The organism is Paraglaciecola sp. 25GB23A (assembly GCF_040012495.1).
Lineage (GTDB): Bacteria > Pseudomonadota > Gammaproteobacteria > Enterobacterales > Alteromonadaceae > Paraglaciecola.
This window is the reverse complement of sequence record NZ_JBDYKM010000002.1, coordinates 255,271-281,333: the sequence shown is the minus strand read 5'-3', so window position 1 is coordinate 281,333 and position 26,063 is coordinate 255,271. Positions and strand designations below refer to the sequence as shown.

General features: G+C 42.1%; 25 protein-coding genes. 4 read left to right on the top strand and 21 right to left on the bottom strand.

The genetic code is table 11. The features are described from left to right. Positions 1-60: 60 nt before the first annotated feature. The 15 genes from ABKW31_RS06545 to yceD all read right to left on the bottom strand — a co-directional run bounded on the left by ABKW31_RS06545 (position 61) and on the right by yceD (position 12,451). Entirely contained in the window at positions 61-624 is a 564-nt protein-coding gene (locus ABKW31_RS06545) for a DJ-1/PfpI family protein (RefSeq protein WP_348615659.1), read from the bottom strand. A gap of 53 nt (positions 625-677) precedes the next feature. Further along, complete coding sequence (locus tag ABKW31_RS06540) at positions 678-1,937, bottom strand: DUF2059 domain-containing protein (RefSeq protein ID WP_348615476.1); 1,260 nt, start codon at positions 1,935-1,937, stop codon at positions 678-680. A gap of 42 nt (positions 1,938-1,979) precedes the next feature. Further along, on the bottom strand, positions 1,980-2,771 hold the full coding sequence (locus tag ABKW31_RS06535; RefSeq protein ID WP_348615475.1) for a YchF/TatD family DNA exonuclease: 792 nt from the start codon (positions 2,769-2,771) through the stop codon (positions 1,980-1,982). A gap of 23 nt (positions 2,772-2,794) precedes the next feature. Continuing rightward, positions 2,795-3,688: a DNA polymerase III subunit delta' gene (gene holB / locus ABKW31_RS06530; protein ID WP_348615474.1), complete on the bottom strand. Its 894-nt coding sequence runs from the start codon at positions 3,686-3,688 to the stop codon at positions 2,795-2,797. Then, complete coding sequence (gene tmk / locus ABKW31_RS06525; RefSeq protein ID WP_348615473.1) at positions 3,689-4,318, bottom strand: dTMP kinase; 630 nt, start codon at positions 4,316-4,318, stop codon at positions 3,689-3,691. 20 nt (positions 4,319-4,338) lie between these two features. After that, positions 4,339-5,343, bottom strand: a complete 1,005-nt coding sequence (mltG, locus tag ABKW31_RS06520; RefSeq protein WP_348615472.1) for an endolytic transglycosylase MltG — start codon at positions 5,341-5,343, stop codon at positions 4,339-4,341. Positions 5,344-5,361: 18 nt separating this feature from the next. Next, on the bottom strand, positions 5,362-6,207 hold the full coding sequence (pabC, locus tag ABKW31_RS06515; protein ID WP_348615471.1) for an aminodeoxychorismate lyase: 846 nt from the start codon (positions 6,205-6,207) through the stop codon (positions 5,362-5,364). Between the two features lie 79 nt (positions 6,208-6,286). Continuing rightward, positions 6,287-7,525 carry a beta-ketoacyl-ACP synthase II gene (gene fabF / locus ABKW31_RS06510; protein ID WP_348615470.1) on the bottom strand — a complete coding sequence of 413 codons (1,239 nt, stop codon included), beginning with the start codon at positions 7,523-7,525 and terminating at the stop codon, positions 6,287-6,289. 75 nt (positions 7,526-7,600) lie between these two features. Continuing rightward, positions 7,601-7,840 carry an acyl carrier protein gene (acpP, locus tag ABKW31_RS06505; protein ID WP_348615469.1) on the bottom strand — a complete coding sequence of 80 codons (240 nt, stop codon included), beginning with the start codon at positions 7,838-7,840 and terminating at the stop codon, positions 7,601-7,603. A 184-nt stretch (positions 7,841-8,024) separates the two neighbouring features. Next, positions 8,025-8,762 carry a 3-oxoacyl-ACP reductase FabG gene (fabG, locus tag ABKW31_RS06500; protein WP_348615468.1) on the bottom strand — a complete coding sequence of 246 codons (738 nt, stop codon included), beginning with the start codon at positions 8,760-8,762 and terminating at the stop codon, positions 8,025-8,027. Between the two features lie 26 nt (positions 8,763-8,788). After that, complete coding sequence (fabD, locus tag ABKW31_RS06495) at positions 8,789-9,715, bottom strand: ACP S-malonyltransferase (protein WP_348615467.1); 927 nt, start codon at positions 9,713-9,715, stop codon at positions 8,789-8,791. Positions 9,716-9,736: 21 nt separating this feature from the next. Further along, positions 9,737-10,696: a beta-ketoacyl-ACP synthase III gene (locus ABKW31_RS06490; protein WP_348615466.1), complete on the bottom strand. Its 960-nt coding sequence runs from the start codon at positions 10,694-10,696 to the stop codon at positions 9,737-9,739. A gap of 3 nt (positions 10,697-10,699) precedes the next feature. Beyond that, a complete protein-coding gene (gene plsX / locus ABKW31_RS06485) occupies positions 10,700-11,725 on the bottom strand; it encodes a phosphate acyltransferase PlsX (RefSeq protein ID WP_348615465.1) in 1,026 nt (341 codons plus the stop codon). Between the two features lie 18 nt (positions 11,726-11,743). Next, positions 11,744-11,914: a 50S ribosomal protein L32 gene (gene rpmF / locus ABKW31_RS06480; protein WP_348615463.1), complete on the bottom strand. Its 171-nt coding sequence runs from the start codon at positions 11,912-11,914 to the stop codon at positions 11,744-11,746. 9 nt (positions 11,915-11,923) lie between these two features. Next, complete coding sequence (yceD, locus tag ABKW31_RS06475) at positions 11,924-12,451, bottom strand: 23S rRNA accumulation protein YceD (protein ID WP_348615462.1); 528 nt, start codon at positions 12,449-12,451, stop codon at positions 11,924-11,926. A gap of 125 nt (positions 12,452-12,576) precedes the next feature. Between yceD and ABKW31_RS06470 the strand changes: the two genes are divergently transcribed. After that, a complete protein-coding gene (locus tag ABKW31_RS06470; protein WP_348615461.1) occupies positions 12,577-13,185 on the top strand; it encodes a Maf family protein in 609 nt (202 codons plus the stop codon). A 34-nt stretch (positions 13,186-13,219) separates the two neighbouring features. Here ABKW31_RS06470 and rluC read toward each other — a convergent pair whose 3' ends face one another. Further along, positions 13,220-14,179 (bottom strand): 23S rRNA pseudouridine(955/2504/2580) synthase RluC, encoded by a 960-nt coding sequence (rluC, locus tag ABKW31_RS06465; RefSeq protein ID WP_348615460.1) that lies wholly within the window; start codon positions 14,177-14,179, stop codon positions 13,220-13,222. 587 nt (positions 14,180-14,766) lie between these two features. Between rluC and rne the strand changes: the two genes are divergently transcribed. After that, positions 14,767-17,805 (top strand): ribonuclease E, encoded by a 3,039-nt coding sequence (gene rne, locus ABKW31_RS06460; RefSeq protein ID WP_348615658.1) that lies wholly within the window; start codon positions 14,767-14,769, stop codon positions 17,803-17,805. A 163-nt stretch (positions 17,806-17,968) separates the two neighbouring features. Further along, positions 17,969-19,258: a DEAD/DEAH box helicase gene (locus tag ABKW31_RS06455; RefSeq protein WP_348615459.1), complete on the top strand. Its 1,290-nt coding sequence runs from the start codon at positions 17,969-17,971 to the stop codon at positions 19,256-19,258. 46 nt (positions 19,259-19,304) lie between these two features. Here the strand turns inward: ABKW31_RS06455 and ABKW31_RS06450 are convergent, their stop codons facing one another. The 5 genes from ABKW31_RS06450 to ABKW31_RS06430 all read right to left on the bottom strand — a co-directional run bounded on the left by ABKW31_RS06450 (position 19,305) and on the right by ABKW31_RS06430 (position 24,108). After that, positions 19,305-20,315, bottom strand: a complete 1,011-nt coding sequence (locus tag ABKW31_RS06450) for a purine nucleoside permease (protein WP_348615458.1) — start codon at positions 20,313-20,315, stop codon at positions 19,305-19,307. 550 nt (positions 20,316-20,865) lie between these two features. Next, positions 20,866-21,237: a phasin family protein gene (locus ABKW31_RS06445; protein WP_348615457.1), complete on the bottom strand. Its 372-nt coding sequence runs from the start codon at positions 21,235-21,237 to the stop codon at positions 20,866-20,868. A 166-nt stretch (positions 21,238-21,403) separates the two neighbouring features. After that, entirely contained in the window at positions 21,404-23,074 is a 1,671-nt protein-coding gene (locus tag ABKW31_RS06440) for a SufS family cysteine desulfurase (RefSeq protein WP_348615456.1), read from the bottom strand. A 71-nt stretch (positions 23,075-23,145) separates the two neighbouring features. Further along, positions 23,146-23,694, bottom strand: a complete 549-nt coding sequence (locus tag ABKW31_RS06435) for a hypothetical protein (RefSeq protein WP_348615455.1) — start codon at positions 23,692-23,694, stop codon at positions 23,146-23,148. A 6-nt stretch (positions 23,695-23,700) separates the two neighbouring features. Continuing rightward, the gene (locus tag ABKW31_RS06430) at positions 23,701-24,108 is read right to left on the bottom strand and encodes a DUF2750 domain-containing protein (RefSeq protein WP_348615454.1); all 408 of its coding nucleotides are present in this window, start codon (positions 24,106-24,108) and stop codon (positions 23,701-23,703) included. A gap of 242 nt (positions 24,109-24,350) precedes the next feature. Here ABKW31_RS06430 and ABKW31_RS06425 point away from each other — a divergent pair, with 242 nt between their 5' ends. After that, positions 24,351-26,060: a M1 family metallopeptidase gene (locus ABKW31_RS06425; protein ID WP_348615453.1), complete on the top strand. Its 1,710-nt coding sequence runs from the start codon at positions 24,351-24,353 to the stop codon at positions 26,058-26,060. Positions 26,061-26,063 lie beyond the last annotated feature (3 nt).

Here is a 26,063-nt window from a genome sequence, read left to right as displayed (position 1 = left end):
TCGAGCTTCGAGCTTCGAGCTTCGAGCAAAGTAGCATGGCAGCAATTTTGCGCGGCCATGCTAATTATTTTTTAACCACAAGAATTCCATTTGTTTAGCCGTTTTAAGCGCCAGTGCTTCACTGTGTAAACGGCTCACTAAGTGCAGAGTCATATCAATACCGGCTGAAATACCACCGGAGGTGACAATGTTACCTACATCAAGCCAGCGCAGCCCTTTTTGCACATCAAGCCTTGGAAAATCCAATTGCAACTGTGTTATATCTTGCCAATGAGTGGTCACTTGTTGGGTAGTTATGACGCCAGCTTGGGCTAATAGAAAAGCCCCAGTGCACACTGACGCTATTAATTTTGCTTTATTCGCTTGTTGGGCAATCCAATTACTCACCACAGTTTTATGTATTTCTTGGCTATGATCGCCACCGACCACAATAAGTAATTCAAATTGTGGTGCGTCATCAAAACTAACATCAGCTAACACTTTATAACCCGCTCGAGCAACCACTACACCAGCATTTTGTGCAACCAAAGACACGTCAAAAAGTGACTTGCCACTCACTCGATTAGCGGTAGTAAGTACCTCAAATGGTCCTGAGAAATCCAATACTTCAGCGTTGTCATAAATATAGATCCCACCTTCATGTTCAAAACCCCAGTATCTGCGTCAATTAAGATTAATTATTGGGCTAATTTTAGCGCCTTCATTATTTTAACGTTCCGCACAGATAGCTCTTGTAAATAGCTTATCTCTAAAGGGAAGGCTTGTAGCAAATAACGATAACTATCGTTGTACAGTAGATTTACTACTTGCGCATAGGCCTTACCGTCTTCGCTCCACATATAGATTTTGAATTCAACGTTTGCGCCCTGATTAGTAACAAATTCGCCCTCGTGAATAAGTTCGACTTTACGAGCATCAGCGCTGTTCCTTAATTGTTTTTTAAAGGAGGTCCAGAATTGTGCTGTGGTAAATTCTGTATTTTGTAAGGCTATGTTGTAAAAAAAATTTAATTCATCACCCGTCCAAGCCGCTAATGTCTCATTTTCAAGATCTAACTGAGGGAAGGTTTGCAGGGTTAAATCCTGATCGTCAGATGGGCTAATAGTTAAAAAATCAGCTAAACGCCATTCATTCTCTTCAAATAATAGGTTTATTGATTCAACAAAAGTCTGCATAGCTATTTCAAAAGCCGTATTAAGGCCCGCGATAGAGCCAAGCACAAACTTCTTGCCACTGGGGGAGTTAAGAAATGTTATATATTGCTGAATTTTTTCATCATCAACTTCTTGCAAACTATGAGCAATAAACAAGGTTATTTGCTCTTCGATGCTCTTCAGAACCTCTGCTTTTTGCGAGTCAAGAACCGCGCTAAAATCTACAATATTGACTGCCACATTAGGATTATCAATTTTACTGGTTGCGGCATACATAGTGATACCAATATTTTTGGTGATCGCATAAAGTTGCTGGGTTGCGTTCATTGCAATGTCTATTTGCCTTGCCCGAGCGACTAAGGGACTATTTGCCATTATGTTCTGAGCGTTACTGGCCATATTGGCGTAACCTTCGTCAGTGGAGGCAACTTCTTCAGCCAAGGTTATTTCGCGGCCAACGTCTGACTCATACCAGGCCATTAGTTGAATCAAATCCTCTTGGCTTAATTCAGCGGCGAGTTCTCGTTTAATTTGCTCATTAAAAAAACTAGGATTAATGACTTTTTTAATTAATGCGACTAAGGCAGCAACTTGTTCGTCATTGATATTGTTAGCCTTAGTCCCCTGCATTGTACTGGCGAACATTTCTGGCATACTATCGATATCACTAGTCAAACCAGATACGCTTAATAAACTATCAAGCTGATTTTCGCTGACTGGCTCTGCCGACAAATAAGCAGACACACTCATTAAGACCAAAAAGGCAAAACTGACTATTTTCATATTACATCCTTGAGTTTGAAACATTAAAATAAACCAACACTTTTACCCGAGTGTTGCTCGAGCGCTAGGTGGATCAATGTTAAATAATTGGTAGAAATTACGTGTGGTCACCTCAGCTAACTCTTCCACTGAAATACCTCTTAAATTAGCGATAAACTCGCCGACTTCACGCACATAGCCCGGTTGATTTTGTTTACCTCTATAGGGTACTGGTGCAAGCCAAGGCGAATCTGTTTCGATCAACAGTCTGTCTAAGGGGATACGTTTTACAACGTCTTGTAGCTCTGTTGCGGTTTTAAACGTCACTATGCCTGAAATCGAAATGTAAAATCCTAGCTCTATGGCCTCTTGTGCCATCTGCCAACTTTCAGTAAAACAATGTAATACGCCGATGGTATCTGCTGCTTTATGCTCTTTTAATAAACGAATGGTATCTTCACGCGCATCGCGGGTGTGGATGATCAGCGGTTTTTTCAAAGTATTCGCGACTTTGATGTGATCAACAAAAGATTGTAATTGAACGTCTTTCGTCTCTGCACTATAAAAATAATCAAGTCCCGTTTCGCCTATAGCAACCACATCTGGATGAGTTGCAGTTGCCAGTAAAGTATCAAAGTCACAGGCGTCCTCTTGGTGCAAAGGATGTACGCCACACGACACAGAGACATTAGCTAAACCCTGCACTTTTTTGAGCATGGCAGGAAAATCAATCACAGAGACACAAACACATAAAAAATGCTCAACCCCTCGCCTATTTGCAAAGGTTAACAGTGCTTGTAATTCTTCATTGGACTTGTCAAGTCTGTCTAAATGACAGTGGGAATCTACGAACACATTTACTTCCTTAATAATTAAATCTAGTGGCTCTTTAATAATGAAATATCAGTCAACAACTGATTAAGCACCAATACTTTGTTAACGCCTGGATTACGCACCCGCTTAACCGCTTGTATTGCCTCTTGGTGCAACTGCCATAATTGCGGACTGAGTTGGGGGCTTTTTTTAACTTGCAAATGCAACCAAAACTGCAACCACTTCAGTAATTTTTCTACCTGCGTTTGCCAATCGTTAGCCAGTTTTGAAGGATTAATTTGCTGGGTCATCAGCCCTTCCAATCCTCTTTTAAAGTCCGCATAAGGTACACTTTGCTCTTGTTGCAGCTCGTTTAATAAAGATAAGGGTGAATTAGCATACAAATGAATGAACTCTTCATCTACCGGTTCAGGCCATTGTTTTATCAGCCAAGCTGAGGTTTGTGCAAAAGTAGGTACTGGCATGGCAATACGTTCACAGCGACTAATAATAGTCGGCAATAGCCGCTCAGCCTTATTTGTCACCAGCAATAAGTAAGTATTGGCAGTTGGCTCTTCCAAGGTCTTTAACAAGGCATTGGCACTTGATTCTGTCATGCTATGGGCGGCATGAATGATCAATACCTTGGCCCCAGATAGTTGAGCAGAGCCACTTAATTTTTTAATGGCATCGCGAATTTGATCAACACCAATCTGCTTTTCAGACATGACTTCATGATTATCAGGATGATTGCCCGCTTTTTGCAGTAAACATGATTGGCATTGTCCACATGACTGACCGTTAACGCTTTTTGCACACAACAGCAAGGTAGCCAATTGTTTAACAAACTCTGTTTTACCGATACCCGAAGGGCCTTGTAATAAAAGCGCATGATGCAACTTATTTTCTTGCTTACGAGTCGCTAATTGATTGTATGTGGTTTGTAACCAAGGATACATTTAAGCCGCCAAAAATAGGCTAATCTCATGCCTAATCTGTTGGTGAACGTTTTCCATGGTTTGCATTGTATCAATGATGGCACAATGTCTATCTGCTTTGGCTAATGCCAGATACCGCTGACGAGTTCTAACAAAAAAATCAAGGTGTTCATGCTCAATCCTATCTAATTCCCCGCGGCCTCGCGCTCGTTTTAGGCCCTCACTAGGCTCAACATCCAAATATAGGGTAAAATCAGGCCTGAAATTTTTCAGGGTAATATCGCGTAAAGCTTTTAACATGGCATTATCAACACCACGTCCACCGCCTTGATAGGCTTGTGAAGACATATCATGTCGATCACCAAGCACCCAATGTCCTTGCGCCATGGCAGGCAATATAACGTTGTGCAAAAGTTGCGCTCGGGCTGCGTACATCAACAACAATTCAGCCTCTATGGTGACTGTTTCATCAACCCAATGTTGTTTTACACAGTCACGAATGGCTTCAGCCATAGGTGTTCCACCCGGCTCTCTAGTTGTAACGAGCGAGTGTCCTGCATTTTCAATGAGCTGCTTAACTAGTGCAACAGCACTGCTTTTACCGGCACCTTCAAGGCCTTCGATCACAATAAATTTTGCTGAATTTTGCAATTCAAATCTCACTTCTTGGGTTAATTATTCTTTTTTAATTGATATTGGCGCACAGCCTGATTGTGTTCCTGCAGGCTTAGTGAAAATTGATGGCTGCCATCTCCTTTCGCTACAAAGTACAACTCATCGGTTGCCATGGGCTGAAATGCCGCTTGAATAGCCAATTGACTGGCCATGGCGATCGCTGTCGGTGGTAAACCTTTTATAACGTATGTATTATACGGCGTTGGCGTCGTTAAATCCTTGCGTTTTATATCACCATCAAAGCTGTCACCTATCCCATAAATAACGGTTGGGTCAGTCTGTAAACGCATTCGTTGGTTTAATCGATTCACAAACACCCCCGCTATGCGCGGCCTTTCATCAGCAACACCGGTTTCTTTTTCGATAATAGAGGCCATAATTAAGCCTTCAAAAGACGACTGATAAGGCACATCCAAAGCTCGGTTTTGCCAAGCTTCATCCAGTACAGTAAGTAAGTGTTTATGTGCCATTAAAATGATCACACTTGCATTCGTCCCCATTGCGTAGTGATACGTATCAGGCAATAACCAACCTTCTAAAGATTGACTAGGCAAATCACTTTCAAGGGCAGCGATTGTATTCTCAGTATCTTGATCAAAAAGCAAATTGGGCTGATTTTTGAGCTGTATAAGCCAATCCCGCCAACGCAGTCCTTCAACTAAGCTGATCGTAAATTGTTTTTCTTTACCACTGACCAGCAAATCCAGCACACCTTGTCTGCTCATGTTGGGTAATAATTCGTATGTACCCGCTTTGAACTTCGCCAATTGCGGCCTGAGCCGAAATAGCACTTTAAAGAACAGCGGATTATTGACTACCCCACGTATTTGCAGTTGATTCAATACTTGACCTGCGGCCTGGCCTTTTTTTACCGTAAAAAGTTGCGGCTGCTGCAGTTCAACTGCGGCATTTAATTGCTCATTTGTGTAAATGTAAAAAGCAGTGCCTAACAAAGCGCTGCAACACAACAAGAACAACAATAGTTTTAAAATAAAACGCATGGATACCACAATCGATAATTATTCATTTAATAGGACTTCTTTAACCTGAGTCTGTAATATTTTCACCTGAATAGAACTGAACTGCAGTGGCTGTTTAACGTTGCTTAGTTGCAATGATCTTACCGGAACAATTTCCATCAAGGAATTACAAATAAACATTTCCTGAGCACAAAAATCAGCACTTAATTTTTGCTTAATTTGTTTAACTGGCTGTGCATATTTTTGCAAAATACCGCAAACTTGGTTACGCATAACTCCTTCAACCCCGCATTCATTCAGATAAGGGGTAAACCACTGTTCATCTTGCAACCAAAAAATATTACCCGCACTAGATTCGATTATCTCGTTATCGCTACTGCATACAATGGCGTCATCAAAGCTCGTTTTTTCTAGTTCTTGTTTGACTAATACTTGCTCAAGTCGGTTTAAATGTTTTATACCTGCAAGCAAGGGTTGCTTCCCTAACTTAACTGCGCTAATAGTCAAATCAATTCCGTCATTTTGCCATTGCGTATAATGCGTAGGAAAGTCATGGCTAGAAATAATATAAGTGGGGTTTTGTGCACCGCTTGGGCTATAACCTCGCCCGCCTTGTCCACGGGTAATGATAATTTTAAGCACGCCCTTACTTTGCTTAGCAGTGACCTGAATGAGCATTTGCTTTAGGTCATTTTCCAAAGCCTGCCATTGCTCGAAGTCTATACCTAATCGCTGACAGTTATTTTGTAGTCGATTTAAATGTAAAGGCCATGCATGTAGCTTACCTTGCGTAAAACCAAGTGTCGTAAAAAAACCATCGCCGTAATGTAAAGATCGGTCAGCAACAGTAATATGGTTTTGTATTTGACCATTAACTATTATCAATTAAAAAACACCTCGCACAAAAAAGCCCAACAAACTGGGCTTTCAATAATGCACTGGATACGACACTAAATGCAATTAATTAGACTTTTTTAAACAGCAATGAGCCGTTTGTACCGCCAAAACCAAAAGAGTTACACAAGGCATATTCCATGCTTATTTTTCTAGCCTTATTGGCCACAAAATCCAAATCACAGCCTTCACCCGGATTATCCAAATTAATCGTTGGAGGGGCAATTTGGTCTTTTAGCGCCAAAATCGTAAAAATAGCTTCGATGGCCCCAGCTGCGCCCAACAAATGGCCTGTCATCGATTTAGTCGAACTGACCAAAACCGTTTTAGCGTGGTCTGCAAACACACTTTTTACCGCTGCTACTTCAGCAATATCACCAGCAGGTGTAGAAGTACCATGGGCATTAATGTAAGCAATAACTTGTGGTTCGATATTAGCGTCTTTAATTGCATTGCGCATGGCTGCTGCTGCACCCTCGCCATTTTCTGGAGGAGAGGTCATATGATAGGCGTCGCCACTCATGCCAAAGCCCACTAACTCAGCATAAATAGTTGCCCCCCGCTGTTTAGCAAACTCATATTCTTCTAGCATGATAACACCTGCACCTTCGCCCATAACAAAACCATCACGGTCTTTGTCCCAAGGTCGGCTGGCCGTCGTAGGACTGTCATTTCGCGTTGATAGAGCTCGCGCTGCAGCAAAACCACCCACACCAAGTCCACACACAGTGGATTCAGCTCCACCGGCTAACATGGCATCAGCATCACCATAAGCAATGGTTCGAGCAGCAATACCAATGTTATGAACCCCCGTGGTACACGCAGTCACAACATTTAGATTTGGTCCCTTAAGCCCTTCCATTATGGAAAGAAAGCCAGAGATCATATTAGTTATAGTAGCGGGCACAAAAAATGGGGATATTTTACGGGGGCCTGACTCGAGTAAACGGCTATGATTTTCTTCGATCAACCCCAAACCGCCAATACCTGAGCCGACAGCAACGCCAATTCTATCAGCGTTTTCATCAGTCACAACTAAGCCAGAGTGTGCCAACGCCTGTTTACCCGCGGCGATACCAAATTGGATAAACTTATCCATCTTTTTGGTTTCTTTTTTCGGAATATACAGTTCAACATTAAAATCTTTAACTTCACCGGCGAAACGAGTGGTGTACTCACTCGCATCGAATGACGTTATGGGACCAATCCCACTAACACCAGCAAGGATATTGCTCCAAGTCGAATCGACATCGTTACCCAAAGGCGAGAGCATACCAAGACCAGTCACAACTACGCGACGTTTAGACACAGAGGCCTCCGAACGATATAACAATAGATAGGTGAAATGATAAACGGCTCAGAGTGAGCCGTTTTTTTGGAACTTTTACGCTTCTTTATGAGCGTTAACGTAATCAATAGCAGATTGAACAGTTGTAATTTTTTCAGCTTCTTCATCAGGAATTTCAGTATCAAATTCTTCTTCAAGAGCCATGACCAATTCAACGGTATCCAATGAATCCGCACCCAAATCATCAACAAATGACGCTTCTGGCTTAACTTCTTCTTCTTTAACACCCAGCTGCTCGATAATGATTTTTTTAACGCGTTCTTCGATTGTACTCATAATTCTAGTTATCCCTTAAAAGTCTCTAGATATAAATTTGCGTGTAGTGTATTCACCAAGTCATCCCCTTGCAAGCAAGTCGAGTAACTTTCTTTCTGGTCAAACCACCCTACTACGCAGTCTAATAAACATAATATTAACAAGCAAGCGCCGACACACAAAATATCGTCTACCTGCCTATTATTTAACACATATGCATGCCACCGTTGACATGCAAGGTTTCGCCAGTGATATAACCAGCTTCATTACTGGCTAAAAATACCACTGCCGCTGCAATTTCTTCTGGTAAACCCAAACGATTTGCAGGTATATCGCGCAAAATAGTTGATTTTTGCTCGTCATTTAAAGACTTTGTCATATCAGTATCAATAAACCCAGGAGCCACCACATTGACCGTGATGCCTCTAGACGCGACTTCTCGTGCCATAGACTTACTAAAACCGATAACCCCCGCTTTAGCCGCGGCATAATTAGCTTGACCGGCATTACCAGTACTACCCACTACTGAACCAACATTGATTATGCGACCAAAGCGTTTTTTCATCATGCCACGCAACACTGCTTTTGATAATTTAAATATGGCGGTCAAATTGGTATCCATAATATCTTGCCACTCTTCATCTTTCATCCGCAGCAATAGATTATCGCGGGTAATACCTGCATTGTTAATAAGAATATCAATGCCACCGTGGTCTTGATTGATCTCATCTAATAAAGATTGTATCGAAGCTGCATCAGCCACATTAAGTACCTTACCTACGCCATTATCGCCAAGATATTGACCAATCGCATCGGCCCCATTTTGTGATGTGGCGGTACCAATAACAGTGGCACCTTGGCTGGCTAATTTCTCAGCAATAGCTTTACCAATTCCTCGGCTTGCGCCGGTTACCAAGGCTACTTTTCCATTTAAATTTGACATAAATTTCTCTTTTTTAATCCTAAACTTTAAGCGTTATTGGCAATAGACTCGGGGGAATTTAGCGCTTCACAACTAACGCGTTTATCGATACGTTTGGCTAAACCTGTTAATACTTTACCTGGGCCAATTTCGAATAAACTCGTTACGCCCTTATCGGCTAAATCTACAACGGTCTCAGTCCATCTGACCGGACTGTAAAGCTGTTTCACTAAAGCTAATTTAATTGCATTTGGCTCAGTTTCAATGGTCACGTCTACATTATTGATCACTGGGATTTGGGCAATAGAGAACTCAATATTGTGCAATAATTCTTGTAATTTTTCAGCCGCGGGTTGCATCAAAGCACAGTGCGACGGGACGCTCACTGATAAAGGAAGAGCGCGTTTTGCGCCATTCTCTTTACAATAGTCAGCAGCGACCTTAGCAGCCAGAGTCGTGCCTGCGATGACAACTTGCCCTGGTGAATTAAAGTTCACAGCCGAAACCACTTCATTGGTCTCAGTCTGTGCTTTATCACAGCTGTGAATCACTTTGTCATCGTCTAAACCAATGATGGCATACATCGCACCGGTACCTGCAGGCACCGCTTGCTGCATAAATTGCCCTCTAGCTTCAACCAATTTAATCGCATCAGTAAATTTAATAACGCCTGCACAAACTAAGGCGGAATACTCACCAAGAGAATGTCCGGCCATATAATCAGGTAAGGCTCTGCCACTCTCAGTTAATACCTTAAATAAAGAATAACTAGCCGCTAATAAAGCAGGTTGAGTTATGTGCGTTTGATTAAGCTTATTTTCGTCTTGTTGTACAACTTGCCACAAGTCATAACCTAAGACCTCACTGGCCTCAGCAAATACATTCAATATTGAAGGATACTCAGTCACTAGGTCACTTAACATGCCTAATGTCTGTGATCCCTGACCAGGGAAAACCCACGCTTGTTTACTCATATAAATATCTCGGATAAAAAATTAATAACGGACTAAAGCTGATGCCCAGGCAAAACCGCCGCCGAAAGCTTCTAATAATAAAGTTTGACCGCGTTGTATGCGTCCATCACGTATAGCAGTATCTAAGGCGGTAGGTACCGTTGCTGCTGAAGTATTACCATATTTCTCTAAAGTCAAAACCACTTGATCTAAGGACATTTCCAACTTTTTGGCTGTCGCTTTAATAATTCTAAAATTGGCTTGATGCGGCACTAACCAATCTAAATCAGATTTCTGCATATTATTGGCGGCCAATGTTTGTTCAACAATCTCGCTTAATTTAGTCACGGCGACCTTAAAGACCTCGTTACCTTTCATCGAGCCCCAATTTTGATGGACAGATAGTTCATCACCATGAGTTGGATTACCTATGGTCAATAAATCGCCATAAGAGCCCGCAGCATTAATATGCGTGGAAAGGATTCCTGGCTCTTCACTGGCCTCGATGATGGTTGCACCTGCTGCATCACCAAACAGGATGACCATGGTACGGTCTTCCGGATTAATTAAGCGGCTTAAGCAATCTGTGCCAATAACCAACACTCTTTTTACCATGCCTGTCTTTATGTATTGATCAGCCACACTCAAGGCATAACAATAGCCTGCACAAGCTGCTGCCACATCAAAGGCTGGTATGCCATTTAATTCCAGTGCCTTTTGAATTTCACAGGCAGTACTAGGCAGAGCATATCGGCCACTGGTAGTGGCACAAACGATCATATCAATGGATTTAGGATCGATGTTAGCCGCTTCTATGGCTTTTTTACTCGCTTCTACACCCATAGTGGCAGCCGTTTCATTTGCCCCTATAATTCTTCGCTCTTTAATACCTGTACGATCGGTAATCCAGTCATCAGAGGTATCAACCATTGTTGCCAAGTCGGCATTAGTACGTATTTCACTTGGATAATAACTACCCGTGCCAATTATTCTTGAATTCATGTATTAGTGGCGCTCCCTTAAGACAGCTTCTATTTTATCTTTTATTCTTGTCGGAACCTGCATAGAGACTTCTTTGACTGCTTGTCGAATAGCATATAAAAAAGCCTCAGACGAGGCATTACCGTGGCTCTTAACCACAATCCCGCGCAATCCTATCAGACTCGCGCCGTTATACTGGTCGGGGTTCATCCGCAAATAGATATTCCGCAGTAAAGGAAGGGCAATTTTAGCTAAAATTCGATTTAACCAGTTCTGATTAGAGGCTTTTTTTACTTCGTTAATGACTAACTTAGTTAAGCCTTCACAAGATTTAAGGGCAATATTGCCTGCAAAGCCGTCTGTGACAATGACATCAGCTTTTTGGCTAAAAATATCATTACCCTCTACATAGCCTATATAGTGAATACTAGAGCTTTCACGCAACATTTTTGCCGTGCTCTTTACTCGCTCATTGCCTTTATTCTGCTCTGACCCGACGTTTAACAATCCTACTTTGGGTTTGTCTAGTTTACCCACCAATTCGGCTAATACCGAGCCCATCACTGCATATTGAAACAGGACTTCAGAGTCACAATCGACATTTGCCCCTAAATCAAGCAAATAAACTTTACCGTTATCCACAGTGGGCATTAACGAAATCAGCGCTGGACGATGAACCCCGGGTAACATTTTGAGCACATGATAGGCCATAGCCAATAAGGCCCCCGTATTACCGGCACTAACACAACCATCAGCTTGACCTTGCTCAACCAAATTCAGCATACGGCGCATCGATGAATCTTTTTTATTTCTCAGCGCAGCAATGGGCGCTTCATCCATGGCAACAACTTGTTGACAATCAGACAATTGTGAACGGCTTTGGATATCGGGTGTTTGTTTGTCATACCAAGCTTCTAACAGCTCAATAGGACCACATAAAATGAGGTGTAAATTTGGATTTTCTAATAAAGAATTTAATGCGGCGGGCAAAATAATATGGGGGCCGAAATCGCCCCCCATGATATCTAACGCTAAGGTTAGACGACTCAAAGTCAATACTCTTTAAAACTAAAGAGAAAGAACTTTTTTGCCTTTATAGTAACCATCAGCAGTCACGTGATGACGAACATGCGTCTCACCTGACGTTGAATCTACTGACAAAGTAGTGGTACCTAATGCATCATGTGAACGACGCATACCACGCTTTGAACGGGATTTTTTACTTTTTTGTACAGCCATTGCTTGCTCCTAGTCTCGCTTAAGTTCTTTCAAAACCGCGAACGGGTTTGGGCGCTCATCGGCCGGTTCAATTACTCCAAAACTCATACTATCCGCTTTAACACTGCAATCCTCCTCTGCATGAAGGGCTACAATAGGCAAAGATAATATCAGCTCATCCTCAAGACATTGAAGTAAGTTGATTTCTCCATGGTCATTGACCTCAACCGGTTCGTAAGCGTCCGGTAACTCATCTATATCTTCTTTATCAGTACCCTGCACTGGACTGAAGCAAAAAGATACGTTTATTTGATGAGCAAAGACGTTGTAACATCTTTGACACAAAAGTGATGCGGCACATGACATGTGTCCCTCAAAGTAAGTAAGACCCTGCTCGTCTTTTTTAAACTTAACTTCAATGTCCACTTCATCGTCAATACCAGCAACTGTTTCACACAATCTAGCCATATCAACAGTCAACATGACGCCCCGATACTCGGAACGTTTATTAGCACTTTTGATTGGGTCTACCTGTTTCGGCAGTTTCACTTTTTGCATAGCGCGCGCATCTTATAGAGTCAAAGGCCTTTAGTCAAAGAAAATGTATTAAAAACAGTATAAGAACCACTATAAATATGCTTTTATGTGTCAACTAATACTATAGCTTTACAACTTTCTTCATTATGAAAATCATTCTAGCATCAAGTTCACCTTACCGGGCTACATTACTGGCAAAATTATCCCTACCTTTTATATGTCAATCACCGGATATAGATGAAAGCCCCATCGCTAAAGAAAAAGTTGAGGCTCAAGTCGCACGCCTTGCTTCGCTAAAAGCCATGGCTCTGGGAGGTTGTGAAGAAGATGCCTATATTATTGGCTCTGACCAGTTGGCAATGTGTAATGGGGAGGTATTAGGTAAACCAGGTAGTTTTGATGCAGCCGTACTGCAATTAAAAAAATTAAGTGGTCAAAAAGTAACATTTTATACAGGTCTGTGTTTATTAGATGCGGCGACCCAACAACAGCAAACCATTGTAGAAAAATTCAATGTTAGCTTTAAACATCTCAGTGACAAACAAATTCATCGTTACTTGATGATTGAAAAACCCTTTGACTGCGCAGGTAGTTTCAAAAGTGAGGGATTGGGTATTGCTTTGTTTGATAAACTCGAGGGCCGCGATCCTAATACTTTAGTCGGTCTGCCATTAATTGCCCTCGTAGAACTATTTGCTAACTGGGGAATAGACATTTTCGACTTTATGCAAGTAGATGAAAAATCCCCCTACTAATAAAGGTAGAGGGATCTACTCCAAACCAAAAAGTTTATGCGCTTTCTTTTTCTAACTTATTCAAAGCATTTTTTAATGCGTTGTCCAAGGGCGCTTGAAAGCTCACTCGTTCATTTGAATTAGGGTGAATAAAGGAAAGCGAATAAGCATGCAAAAATAAACGTGTTAAGCCCAAACGTTGCATTCTGCTGTCAAAATTATTGTCGCCATATTTGTCGTCACAAGCGATGGCATGCCCTGCATGTAAACAATGCACCCTAATTTGGTGGGTACGACCGGTAATTGGCGAAGCCTCAACTAAGGTCGCATCACGATAATTATTTAATATACGAAAACGCGTTTCTGACGCTTTCCCTTCTACTTCGTTGACCGACACCATTCGCTCACCGGATTTAAGCACATTTTTGATTAATGGGGCTTTTACTTTAAAGCGGTTATCAGGCCAATTGCCGCTAACTAAGGCTTGATAACGTTTATCAACTTGTTTTTCTCGAAGTTGTTCGTGCAAGCTTTTAAGCGCTGACCGCTTTTTAGCAATCAATAAACACCCCGAGGTGTCTCGGTCTAAACGATGCACCAATTCTAAAAACTTTTGCGCAGGGCGCAGAGCACGCAATGCTTCTATTACACCAAAACTCAAGCCACTGCCACCATGCACTGCCGTACCCGTGGGTTTGTTCAACACAATTATCCACTCATCTTCAAATAGAATATGATTTTCAAGACTGGCTACTTTATCCAATTTAGTTGAAGGTAACTCACTGGGCTCAGACACCCTTATCGGTGGGATACGCAGTTCATCATTAGCCAAAAGCTTATATTCAGGCTTTACCCGCTTTTTATTAACGCGAATTTCACCTTTACGTAAAATCCGATATATAAGGCTTTTGGGCACACCTTTTAACAGTGTGCGTAAAAAATTATCAATCCGTTGCCCTTCTAGCTCTGGTTCAATAGTAATAAATTGTACTTTCAAAAATGTTTCGTCGCTCATACGCCTGCTATTTTAGTTGGAATGACTATTGTTGCGCTTACCGTTTTAATAACTTGCTAGTTTAAACCCTTTAGTGTGATAATGCGCCCGTTTTTAAGCACGAAGTAATATTAAAAACAAACAGATGTATTAACCTGTTCTGTGAGCAAAACGACCTTTCGTCGTATATAAGCAAGACATGCCAACTGTGAAGTGAGTCACTTTTCAACAGTGTGATTAAACAGAACCAAGACATCAGCGATTTAATTTAACTATCGATCGCCACAAAGATGTAAAGAATGTAAATGAATTGACAAGGCATCTGAGTCCAACCGAATACCACAAGTAAGTTGGTTCGAATGCTTGAAAGTTTTAAGAATAGCTAAAAACAACTTGGATAACTCGCTGCGTCTAATGCCCACGCTAAGAATTTGGGTAAAAGTGTTAAATAACAAAGCATTACTAAATAATGACTGAGACACTTAAGCGATTAAAAAACTTAAAATAAGCATACAGTCGTGAGGCTGCATAATATAATTGTCACATCACCCTGCAAATCTTTCATCTAGAGCGGTCGGTACTTTACCGAGCAAACAAGAATGAAAAGAATGTTAATCAATGCAACTCAGCAAGAAGAGCTGCGCGTTGCACTTGTAGATGGACAAAAATTATATGATTTGGATATCGAAAGCCCAGGTCATGAACAAAAAAAATCCAATATCTATAAAGGTACTATTACCCGCGTCGAGCCTAGCTTAGAAGCGGCTTTTGTCGATTATGGTGCTGACCGCCACGGTTTTTTACCTCTCAAAGAAATCGCCCGTGAATACTTCCCCCAAGGTTACAAATTTGACGGCCGTCCTAATATTAAAGATGTCATCAAAGAAGGCCATCAAGTCATTGTTCAAATCGATAAAGAAGAGCGCGGCCAAAAAGGCGCAGCGTTAACTACCTTTATTAGTTTGGCTGGTAGCTATTTAGTATTAATGCCTAATAATCCAAGAGCTGGCGGTATTTCACGCCGTATCGAAGGCGACGAACGTACTGACTTAAAAGACGCACTAAATGGCTTGGAATTGCCTGATGGCATGGGCTTAATTGTTCGAACTGCCGGAGTAGGAAAATCACCTGAAGAACTGGCTTATGACCTAGATTATCTAGTCTCTGGCTGGTCACGTATCAAAGAAATTGCTGAGTCTCGTCCAGCACCATTTTTGATCCACCAAGAAAGTGATGTGGTAGTTCGCGCCCTGCGTGATTACTTGCGTCGTGACATTGGTGAAATCCTGATTGATCAGGTAGAAGTATATGAACGTGCGTTAAAACATGTTCAACAGATGCGTCCTGATTTTGTTAACCGCGTAAAACTTTATCGCGGTGAAGTACCGTTGTTTAGCCATTATCAGATAGAAAGCCAGATAGAATCAGCCTTTCAACGTGAAGTGCGTCTGCCTTCTGGTGGCTCTGTTGTTATAGATCCTACAGAAGCCCTAACCTCTATTGATGTTAACTCTGCCCGCGCCACTAAAGGCAGTGATATTGAAGAAACCGCGTTTAATACTAACCTTGAAGCGGCTGATGAAGTTGCCAGACAGTTGCGCTTGCGTGACTTAGGTGGCTTAGTGGTTATCGATTTCATCGATATGACCCCCATTCGTCACCAACGGGAAGTAGAAAACCGTCTAAAAGATGCTGTTAAACATGATCGGGCTCGTGTGCAATTAGGCCGAATCTCACGTTTTGGTTTAATGGAAATGTCTCGCCAGCGTCTGCGTCCTTCATTAGGTGATTCAGCACACAACGTCTGTCCGCGCTGTTCTGGTCACGGCACGGTTCGGGGCACGGAATCTCTGGCTTTATCTGTTCTTCGCATCATGGAAGAAGAGAGTATCAAAGACAATACCGGTCAAATTGAAGCACAATTGCCGGTTAACGTTGCCACCTATTTATTAAATGAAAAACGTCGTTCAGTCGCTAGCATTGAAAAGCGTCATGGCGTGCAGTTAATTATTATTCCTAATCCAAAATTAGAAACGCCTCACTACAACCTAGTGCGTCGTCGCCCAGATGATGTGCTGCAAGAAATGAGTTATAACTTGCCCCTGGTTGAAGTAGAAGAAACCATTGCAGATCGTACCGTCGCAGCCCCTGTTACCCGTGAACAACCGGCCCTAGATAGTTTGGTATCACCAGATAAACCAGCGAATGTACCTACACCGACTGTGACAGCCACAGACGTCGCTGCAAATCAGTCTTTACTTGGTAAAATAAGTGCGTGGTTAGGTGGTTTATTCAGCTCACCTGAACCGAAGCAAACTGAAGTTCCCAAAAAAGAAACTCATACTCGAAATCAGGACAGAGGTCAGCGTAATACACGTAACAATAGAAATGACAGAAATAACAAAACTGGCAAATCTTTTGAGCGTAAAGAACGCACTGACAATACCGCCACTGCAGGAAGTACTGGGACTGAACAAAACAATACTCGCAATGAGCGTAAACCTCGTCGCGATGATAAGCGCAATAAGCCACGTCGCGAAGAGACCGCCGCTGCGACTACAGAATTACCTGTTGAAAAACAGGTCGATACTAAGCCTGCTGCCCCAGCACCCAAGAAAACTGAACGCGTAGCAGAGCGTCGTAAACGCAGAGATACGCGTCGTACTGTGCGCGTTGATGCAGATAAAGAGAATACCAACACTGATGCTAGCAATACAGTCGTAGCTCAAGCTCCGAGCGATGAAAATAAAGTTAGCGCTAAAAATACTGTCGAAGCCAAGGTTGTTGAACAACAGGTCAATGATAAAACGCTTGAATCCTCTGTTGTAAGCAATACAGCGCCAAGCTCTGAAGTAAAAGCTGAAGCGTCGGTTCAAGTCAATAATGAGCAGGCAACTGAGCAAAACAAAGATGCGACTCAAGCACCAGCATCTGAATCAGGTGAACAACAAGCTACTACAGACGAAAATACGGCTCGTGCGCGCAGTCGTCGTTCTCCCCGTCATATCCGCGCTGCAGGTCAAAAACGTCGTAAAGACAATGATGAGAAAGCCGATGCTGAAGTAAAATCAGGTGATGGCGTTGTGCAAGATGAACTGCAATTTGATGCACCAACTCAAGCCGAAGTGGTCGCAGAAAAAGCGCAATCGTCTGCCCCACTGGTTACCGCGGAAGTCTCAGAAGAGAAAAATGCCTCTAAACCAGCAGCTATAGTTGAAGCTAAAGAAAAAGTTGCCGATGCGGTTGTGACTGAAAGTCCAGTAGCAGAGTCCAATGCTAAAGTGGCTGCTGTTGAAGAAACTAACGTGGTAAGTGAAGCGCCAAAAGTGGCCGTAGCTGCTGAACAAGCGCAAGTAACAACACAGACTGACACAGTTGAAGCACCTGCAACAACGGCTCCTGTTTTACCAACAGAGGCGAAACCTTCTGTTGCAGTCAAAGCAAAAGACATCAGCAATGTTAAAAAAGCGGCTTCAGCCCCGATGGCGAGACCGGTATCTATTGATGAAGGTTTTACTGAACTCAATATCAAGGCTTTAGCGAATGATGCTAGACCTGCTATCAAAGTATCAGGAAAGACAGCAGGCTTTAAAAGCGCCTCAATGAGTGCGACTGCACCAGCTACTCGTCCTAACTCTGAACAATAGATATTCAATATAATAAAAGCCGCAAATGTTTAAGCATTTGCGGCTTTTAAATTTTTCCAATTTCTTGGTTTGCTTTTTAGTTATATAAAGTCAACCACCCTCTTTAACAAAATGCTAAAATTTAGCCTCTTGTTTCAATGTAAATTAACACTGAGATCCTCCTATGAGTTTTGCCGAACTAGGCCTATCCCCAAAAATACTTTCTGCCGTATTGGCTAAAGGTTACGACACTCCCTCTCCTATCCAACTTCAAGCGATTCCTGCCGTATTAGCAGGGCGAGACGTAATGGCCGCAGCCCAAACAGGCACAGGTAAAACTGCAGGATTCACCTTACCCATCCTTGAACTACTAGCCAAAGGCAAACCAGCTGGGGTTAATCAAGCAAGAGCTTTGATACTAACGCCCACCCGCGAGTTAGCAGCCCAGGTAGGTGAGAGCGTAGCAGCCTATGGTAAAGATTTACCCTTGCGTTCTGCAGTCGTCTTTGGCGGTGTGGGCATTAACCCGCAAATGCTAAAACTCCGTAAAGGGGTAGATGTATTGGTAGCAACACCTGGCCGATTATTAGATTTGTATAACCAAAATGCCGTGCGTTTTAATCAACTGGAAATTTTGGTCTTGGATGAAGCGGATAGAATGCTCGACATGGGCTTTATTCACGACATCAAGAAGATTATTAAATTGTTGCCTGTCAAACGTCAAACACTGATGTTTTCAGCAACGTTTTCTGACGAAATTCGTCAGCTAGCTAAAGGCCTGGTAAATAATCCAGCTGAAATTTCCGTATCTCCGGCCAACACTACTGTAGATTCAGTAGAGCAATGGGTCTATCCGGTTGATAAGACGCAAAAAACCGCCGTGTTGATCAAACTTATAAAAGACGAAGACTGGCAACAAGTCTTAGTTTTTAGTCGCACCAAACATGGCGCCAATCGCATTGTTAAGCAATTAGAAGCGAAGAATATTCCAGCCGCCGCTATCCACGGCAATAAAAGTCAAGGTGCGCGAACCAAAGCCCTCGCAGATTTTAAACAGGGTAAAGTCAAAGCATTAGTTGCTACTGATATCGCCGCACGAGGTTTAGATATTGACCAATTACCCCAAGTGGTAAATTACGACTTACCCAATGTACCGGAAGATTACGTTCATCGTATCGGTAGAACCGGTCGTGCGGGTGCTTCAGGACAGGCTATTTCCTTTGTTGCCAGTGACGAATTTAGCTTTTTAGCTGATATTGAGCGTCTGATCAAACAGGTGATACAACGTAAGACTGTCAAAGGTTTTGAACCGTCCAATGCTCTCCCTGAATCACGTTTAGATACACGGCCCATCAAGGCAAACAAACCCAAAAAACCTAAGCCGGATCATCGTGATGGCCAGCGCTCAGGTGAAAACCGCACTGGACATCAAGCAAAACGTTCACAGCGTCCTCAGCGTAAACCTCAGGCATAAGCTTACTTTCTGGCTATAAGTCAGGAAATGCATACAAGACAGCTATCTATTTGTTTCTAGATGGTATGTCTTGTTGCCATACATCCCAATTTTGCACAATATGATCCACTACTTTCGCTCCCACTATTACGATATTTTCTACTGTTTCAGCAAAGCCTCCTGCAGTTTGGCCGGGCGCTGGATCTAAGTGGGCTAAGGTTGTTTCATTTGGATTACCTTGATCAAAATTTACTGCACCACGTAAGCTCATTAAACGTTGTGTGCCCACTGTACGACTCATTACTTGGGCAATAGCCGTCACTTCCATCTCTGTTATCACATAATCATCGGCACCATAGGATGAGGCGATGTACTGCGCTTCTTGTGATAAACCAGGTCCGTGGAAAAAAGTATCTCCCGTCATATGTGTTCCCTTATTCACTGAAGGTGAACGACGTGCAGCGGCTTGAGGATAGCGCATTCTATAAGCCTTAGCAGCGGGAGAGTCTTTTAGTTGTAGCCCTTGGCTCAAGGCTAAACACCACTTTAACAATAAAGGATTAACCTGGTAACGTCTAATGTCTTCATAACCTTTACGTGGCATGAATGTGGGCTGGCCTTCGCCCCCTTCCTCTGGTTTCCAACGATGGCCAAGGTCATAATCGACTAACCATGAGCCCCAACTGACATCGCCAATTGTGCCTTTCGATGGTGGTGTGCCGCCCACACCGCTGATCACGAAGTAAGTGTGACTCAGGTCTAATTTTTCATTTAGTAATATGGCTTGTAAAGATGAAGATGAGCCAACTTTACCCATGCCAAGTACAGCACCGCACACCCCATTATCATTACAATAAACCGGGTTAAGTGCGCCAGCGACGTGAATGGCCTCACTGTGCAAAAAATAGCGTTCATACCAAAATTGAAATTCACCCGCCTTATCACCTGAATTTTTTCCAATTTCGAACATTGCAGCGATAAATACTTTCACTTCAATGGGTTTGGCTTGAGCTGGAGCCCAGCATAAAAATAAGATTAGGCAGAAAAGTACACTGCGAACAACGTGGAATTGGTACATGAATTGACGCTCATTAAAATTGTTGAATAATTAATGGTATCGAAGATTCAGCAATACTGCTCAACAAATTTATTTAAGTACAGAGTCAAATATCAGAAGTAACACCTGCCCTTTGGCCTTCATACTAGTTTGTGTCCAACTATAAGCGACCGCGGTGTAATGTGTGCATCGCTTCATCAAACTGATACTTCACTCTTCATCAATTGAATGAGGGTTTGAAACTTGATTAGAGTGTGTTCTGCTGGCGGGAGACAAAACATAGAAAACATTAGTCCCCAACCAAATGAATAAATGATTGAGGTAAAATCAGTCATTTAATGGAGTTTGATCCATAGCTGATTATTTGCTTTTAGCGCGATAAGTTAATTCAAGTCGTGATATCAATTTTAAAAACTAGTTAGTTCACTAATAAACAATACGATCAGTATAATTAACAAAACGTTTCAACCTCGTTGCTAAATTGCTCATAATCACCTTTTATTCAAGCAAAAAAAAAGAGTGCCCAATTGGCACTCTTTTTTAGAACTTCACCTGTGGGCAGGTGATAAAATTACTTGGCTAATTTAGCAACCGCAGCAGTCAATGCGTCGATTTTAGCGCTTAATTCTTCAATTTTTGCATCAGTATCAGAGCTGTCTAAACCAAGTTTAGCGCGCACTGCTTCAACACGGTGGTCAAGGTCAGTTTTAGCAACAAGCTTAGTTTTGGCTTCAGTGAACTTGCTCTTACCTTCGGTTTCAAGCTTTTCGCCTTTTACAACTAAATCAGCAAACATTTTGTTTGAGTCAGTAGAAAGGGTTTCAAAACGACTTTTTGCTTCTTCGAAGCCTTTACCGTAAGCACCTAAACCGGCTAACCATACTTTGCGAGCTAAAACTTCAGCAGATGCAGCTTTTTCTTTAATCATTTCGATGTTGTTCATAATATTTACTCCGTAGATCTTAATAAAGGGGTTTGCTTTCTCAATGGAGGCGATACTACGGAGTAATTTTAGAAATCGCATACTAATTGAACAATTATTTTTAAATATTTTTTAATATAATTTAATGTGTTGATTTTACTGCAGGGCCATCAAGGTATAATGACAATTAGTTTTTTGCACAGGCCAACTCACATTGAAGTTTAATAAACTGAACCACGGCGAGTAAGCCATTGCCTCTTGAAGAACTTAAGTGACGAGATAAACCCAATTGATGTAAATACGCGGCCATATCAAAAACGGCAATACTTTCCACCTTTTGTCCTTGCAGCACTTCAAATATAATAGCCAATAAACCTCGTACGATTTTACTCGGTGAATCACCTTGTAAATGAAGGTGCTGCTCTTTGACTTCACAGTTAAGCCATACTTGGCTCTCGCAGCCATTGACTTCATATTCAGCCACTTGCAAATGCACAGGTAAGCGGTTCAGCTCTTTTCCGGCCATCATAATTTCTCGATATACACTATCCCATCCTTGGGCCGCTTTAATTTTTTGCGCTAAAGGCAAAATATTGACTATCGGCCGAAGCTCTGACGCGACGACCACATTCGACTCATCTTGAATTGCGCTATCAGGCGCTAATTGCAGCACAGCGTTTTTTAAGGCTTGCATAAAAGCATCTATATCAGCAAACGTATTGTAACAAGCCAATGAAATCCGCAGAGTACCGGCTAATCCTAATCGTTGCATTAAAGGCATTGTGCAGTGATGCCCTGTTCTGATTGCAATATTTTGTTCACTTAATAAGATGCTTAGATCTTGAATATTCAGTCCTATCAGGGTAATCGACTGCAGGGCTATACTATTTTTAGTTTCACCCCATAATTGCACTTGTTTAATCTGAGCTAATTGCTGCAGCAGATATGCATAAAGCTCAGATTCGATTTGATCAATCAATGCACGATGTTGCTCAATAAAAGCAACTGCCGCACCGAGTCCCAATACCCCAGCAATATTAGGTGTGCCCGCTTCAAACTTATAGGGTAGTCCTTGAAAAGTTGAGTCAAAATACCCTACTTGCTGGATCATTTCCCCGCCGTATTGGTAAGGTGACATTGATTCAAGTAAGACTTGTTTGCCATACAATACGCCAATACCGGTAGGACCATACATTTTGTGAGCGCTAAATACATAAAAATCACAATCTAATGCCTGCACATCAACCTTCAAATGACTGATAGCTTGGGCTCCATCGATAAGAGTCATTGCGCCGAGGGCTTTTGCCTTTTTAATAATAAGCTCGATGGGATTAATGTTACCTAAGGTATTGGAAACATGTGTTACTGCCACTAACGCGGTTTGACTATCAATTAACTGCAAAGCCTGTTCAATTAACAAACACCCTTTATCATCTACCGGCATAATGCGTATTTGCAAAGCAAAGCGCTGCGCCATTTGTTGCCATGGCACCAAGTTAGCGTGATGTTCCAAAGCCGAAAGCAGTATTTTTTGCCCGGTCTGCAGATGTTGAGTGCTTAAACAATTTGCGACTAAATTAATACTTTCAGTGGCGCCTTTGGTCCAAATAATTTCTCTGTCACTTTTTGCACCAATAAAATGCTGAACTTGCTGACGTACGGCTTCAAATTTTGCGGTAGTTTGAGCGGCAAGTGTATGGCTAGAACGGTGCACATTGGCATTTTCATTAGAGTAATACTGATTAGTCCGCTCAATTACGCTCAGTGGTTTGTGACTTGTGGCAGCGCTGTCTAAATAGATCAGTGGCCTTGCCCCGACAAGTTGAGGAAAAAGCGCTTTGAGTGGATTATTTTGCATGGATAACAAACTGGAGACTTTGGTTTAAACAGCCGACAATTGTTGTCAATTAAAGCAACTTAGGCAAGCGTTTAATGCCGCTTCTTCATGACTTCTTCAATTAATTCAACCAGCCGAATAATTTTATTATTTGATAATTGTCGATAATCAAAATACGGGCAAACAATAAGATTAAACTCTGGCGCTATGGCAAATTCATTGTCTAGCCACACTAGGTTTGCGGGCAGATTAAGTGATTTTGCGTAAGTTTTGCCCATAATCAAATTTAAACACCCATTTATAGCAGGCCTTAGTTCATAATGCGCAAAACACAATGCGGTATTAGAGTCTTCTTGTAATAATTGCTGGTCGCGGTAGTTTTGCCAACTGGTAAATAGACGTTTGTCTGGTATATTCAAACCAGACTTGGGTAAGGCGTACATTAATTTGGCATAAACATTAAACACCTTACGCCAACCATTACCACAAGCTAATCCGATGGCCCTTATTTCACCGGGGATTAGAGCAAAGATTAGATCTTGCTGACTATTATCCTGCCTTGCGAAGCGGTAACTCGGACGATTGCCAATGTAAACGCGTATTTTTGCTGACTCGTCACCTAAACCAGTAATGTCAAACATAAAGCGCTATTGCGCTTTATCCTCTGCTAAATTAGCCAAATCTTCTTCAATACACTCAAGCATTTCATTAGCTTCTAACATAATCCCTTCTTCGTCATCCCCCAAAGGAAAGACCAATACTAAGGTATTGTTATTTTGCATACCCGGCAGCCATTTTTCGACCCATTCCGAAAATTCAATCTGCTTGGGTTCACAATCAGGGAAATCATTTTTAACCCACGCAGTGGCAAAAGACTCACAAGGCCAAATTGGCATACACAAATCGTCATCCGCTTTTAGCATAACCCAGCCGTCAGCGCCAAATAAGCCCCACACATAACGCTTTTCAATTAATTGCGCCAAGGTATAGTCAAAGCGCTGCTCCGGGAGCATTTTGTTTAACGCAATAAACTCTTCAGATGATACTTCATTCATAAACTTTCCTTCTAATCCCTTAAACCTTTCCTAAATATTTTGCACATCAATAATAATATTTTTACTGATCATTTATATTCGCCATCGCCCGCTAGAGCTTTTACATATGCCTGTGATTATAAAGTCTTATTGGAGATTAATCAGCAATTGAACACAATTGATTGAATAAAAACTAGTGCTAGAGAAAAACCTGTGTTCATGGCAGTATTTAAACCTCCCACCCCATCTAATACTTGGTGCTCATGGACTCACTTTCTATATTAAACCCCACGAAATTAAAAAAAACACTACTTATAAGTACATTGTTGTTGGCTGCTTGCTCGCCCACTGAACCGCCTCTTAATCCAATGATTGGCGATACTGGGCAAGAATTGTCGCAAACTGCCTTAAATGCCGATGTCATTAAATACGACCTTGAACTAGAAATATTTCCCGAAGACAAAAGTATAAAAGGAATTGGCCGCAGCGAGTTTTTGCTGATTAATGATTCCCAATATGTGGAGTTAAAGCTTGATAGTCGTTTTGATATCGAAAAAATAATAGTTAATGAACACAACAGTGATTTTACCCGCAATGGCGGAATTTTATTGATTGATTTGGGTAAAAACGAAAGTGCAGGTGAAACCATCAATGTTGCCGTTTATTATTCAGGTAAGCCCCATGTCGCCTTAAATGCCCCTTGGTCAGGAGGCATTGTTTGGAGCGAAACTGAGCAAGGACAGCCGTGGATTGCGACCGCAGTACAAGGCGAAGGCTGTGACCTATTTTGGCCGTGTAAAGACCATTTTAGCGATAAAGCCGACTCTATGCGCATTCGTCTCACTGTTCCCAAAGGGCTCAGTGCCGTCACCAACGGCGTATTACAGGACATTAAAGACATAGGTCAAGATAAACAACAGTTTGATTGGCTATTGTCCGTTCCAGCCAGTGACTACAATATTGCCTTGAATATCGGCCCTTATACTCGTATCCAGCAAAACTATACCAGTGTGAATGGCACTGAAGTACCTATTGAGTTTTGGGCGTTAACGCAAAACACAGAAAAAGCCAAGACTCTGCTTAATGATGACTTAGCTCAGCAAATTGCCTACTTCGAAGCACAATTAGGCCCCTATCCGTGGGGCGATCAAAAATTAGGCTTTGTCGAAACGCCACACCTTGGTATGGAGCATCAAACCATCAACGCCTACGGTAAGAAATACCTACGAGATGAAAATGGTTATGACTGGTTGTTACAGCACGAATTAGCCCATGAATGGTTCGGTAATTTGATGACCCATGAAAAACTCAATGACGCTTGGCTGCACGAGGGTTTTGGTTTTTATATGCAACCGGCCTACAGCCTAGCTAAATTTGGTTCGGCGGCTTACAACTCCACAATGTACAAATCTTATTTAGGATTAGTCAATTGTGAGCCCGTAGTAAGAGAAGGCCAAATTACCTCAGAACAAGCGTTTAATTCTGATATCTATGGCAAGGGAGGCTGGACTTTGCACACCTTACGCTGGTTATTAGGTGATGAATTATTTTGGCAAGCGACTCGCGAATTACTTTATGGGACATATGATTCGGCATCCTTAACCTATCCCATTCAAACGCGCTATCGTAATACTCAGGAATTCATAGACATCGTTAATCGTCTCAGCTCTAAGGATTATACTTGGATGTTTGATGTCTACCTCAAACAAGCGGCGCTACCTGAACTCGTTACTTCTCGCCAAAACGGACAATTAAGCCTGAGTTGGCGAACATCCATCAACAAACCGTTTCCGATGCCTGTTCCTATTTCCATTAACGGTGAACTGCAAGTTTACCCCTTCGAAAATGACACATTGACCTTAGATGTTGAGGCCAGTGATAAGGTCATCATCGACCCAGAGATGAAGGTATTACGTTATCTGCCCATCATCGGGCTGTGTGAAGAAAACCTCGAAAAGCGTAAAAAGCGCTGATAA

What these genes read in the sequence shown, in the direction of transcription:
- ABKW31_RS06435 (WP_348615455.1), bottom strand. Translation starts at nt 23,694, where the DNA reads ATGTTTGACATTACTGGTTTAGGTGACGAGTCAGCAAAAATACGCGTT.
- yceD (WP_348615462.1), bottom strand. Translation starts at nt 12,451, where the DNA reads ATGCAAAAAGTGAAACTGCCGAAACAGGTAGACCCAATCAAAAGTGCT.
- ABKW31_RS06430 (WP_348615454.1), bottom strand. Translation starts at nt 24,108, where the DNA reads ATGAATGAAGTATCATCTGAAGAGTTTATTGCGTTAAACAAAATGCTC.
- rne (WP_348615658.1), top strand. Translation starts at nt 14,767, where the DNA reads ATGTTAATCAATGCAACTCAGCAAGAAGAGCTGCGCGTTGCACTTGTA.
- ABKW31_RS06470 (WP_348615461.1), top strand. Translation starts at nt 12,577, where the DNA reads ATGAAAATCATTCTAGCATCAAGTTCACCTTACCGGGCTACATTACTG.
- mltG (WP_348615472.1), bottom strand. Translation starts at nt 5,343, where the DNA reads ATGCGTTTTATTTTAAAACTATTGTTGTTCTTGTTGTGTTGCAGCGCT.
- ABKW31_RS06450 (WP_348615458.1), bottom strand. Translation starts at nt 20,315, where the DNA reads ATGTACCAATTCCACGTTGTTCGCAGTGTACTTTTCTGCCTAATCTTA.
- rpmF (WP_348615463.1), bottom strand. Translation starts at nt 11,914, where the DNA reads ATGGCTGTACAAAAAAGTAAAAAATCCCGTTCAAAGCGTGGTATGCGT.
- ABKW31_RS06455 (WP_348615459.1), top strand. Translation starts at nt 17,969, where the DNA reads ATGAGTTTTGCCGAACTAGGCCTATCCCCAAAAATACTTTCTGCCGTA.
- holB (WP_348615474.1), bottom strand. Translation starts at nt 3,688, where the DNA reads ATGTATCCTTGGTTACAAACCACATACAATCAATTAGCGACTCGTAAG.
- ABKW31_RS06445 (WP_348615457.1), bottom strand. Translation starts at nt 21,237, where the DNA reads ATGAACAACATCGAAATGATTAAAGAAAAAGCTGCATCTGCTGAAGTT.
- ABKW31_RS06425 (WP_348615453.1), top strand. Translation starts at nt 24,351, where the DNA reads ATGGACTCACTTTCTATATTAAACCCCACGAAATTAAAAAAAACACTA.
- fabG (WP_348615468.1), bottom strand. Translation starts at nt 8,762, where the DNA reads ATGTCAAATTTAAATGGAAAAGTAGCCTTGGTAACCGGCGCAAGCCGA.
- ABKW31_RS06540 (WP_348615476.1), bottom strand. Translation starts at nt 1,937, where the DNA reads ATGAAAATAGTCAGTTTTGCCTTTTTGGTCTTAATGAGTGTGTCTGCT.
- ABKW31_RS06490 (WP_348615466.1), bottom strand. Translation starts at nt 10,696, where the DNA reads ATGAATTCAAGAATAATTGGCACGGGTAGTTATTATCCAAGTGAAATA.
- ABKW31_RS06440 (WP_348615456.1), bottom strand. Translation starts at nt 23,074, where the DNA reads ATGCAAAATAATCCACTCAAAGCGCTTTTTCCTCAACTTGTCGGGGCA.
- rluC (WP_348615460.1), bottom strand. Translation starts at nt 14,179, where the DNA reads ATGAGCGACGAAACATTTTTGAAAGTACAATTTATTACTATTGAACCA.
- acpP (WP_348615469.1), bottom strand. Translation starts at nt 7,840, where the DNA reads ATGAGTACAATCGAAGAACGCGTTAAAAAAATCATTATCGAGCAGCTG.
- fabD (WP_348615467.1), bottom strand. Translation starts at nt 9,715, where the DNA reads ATGAGTAAACAAGCGTGGGTTTTCCCTGGTCAGGGATCACAGACATTA.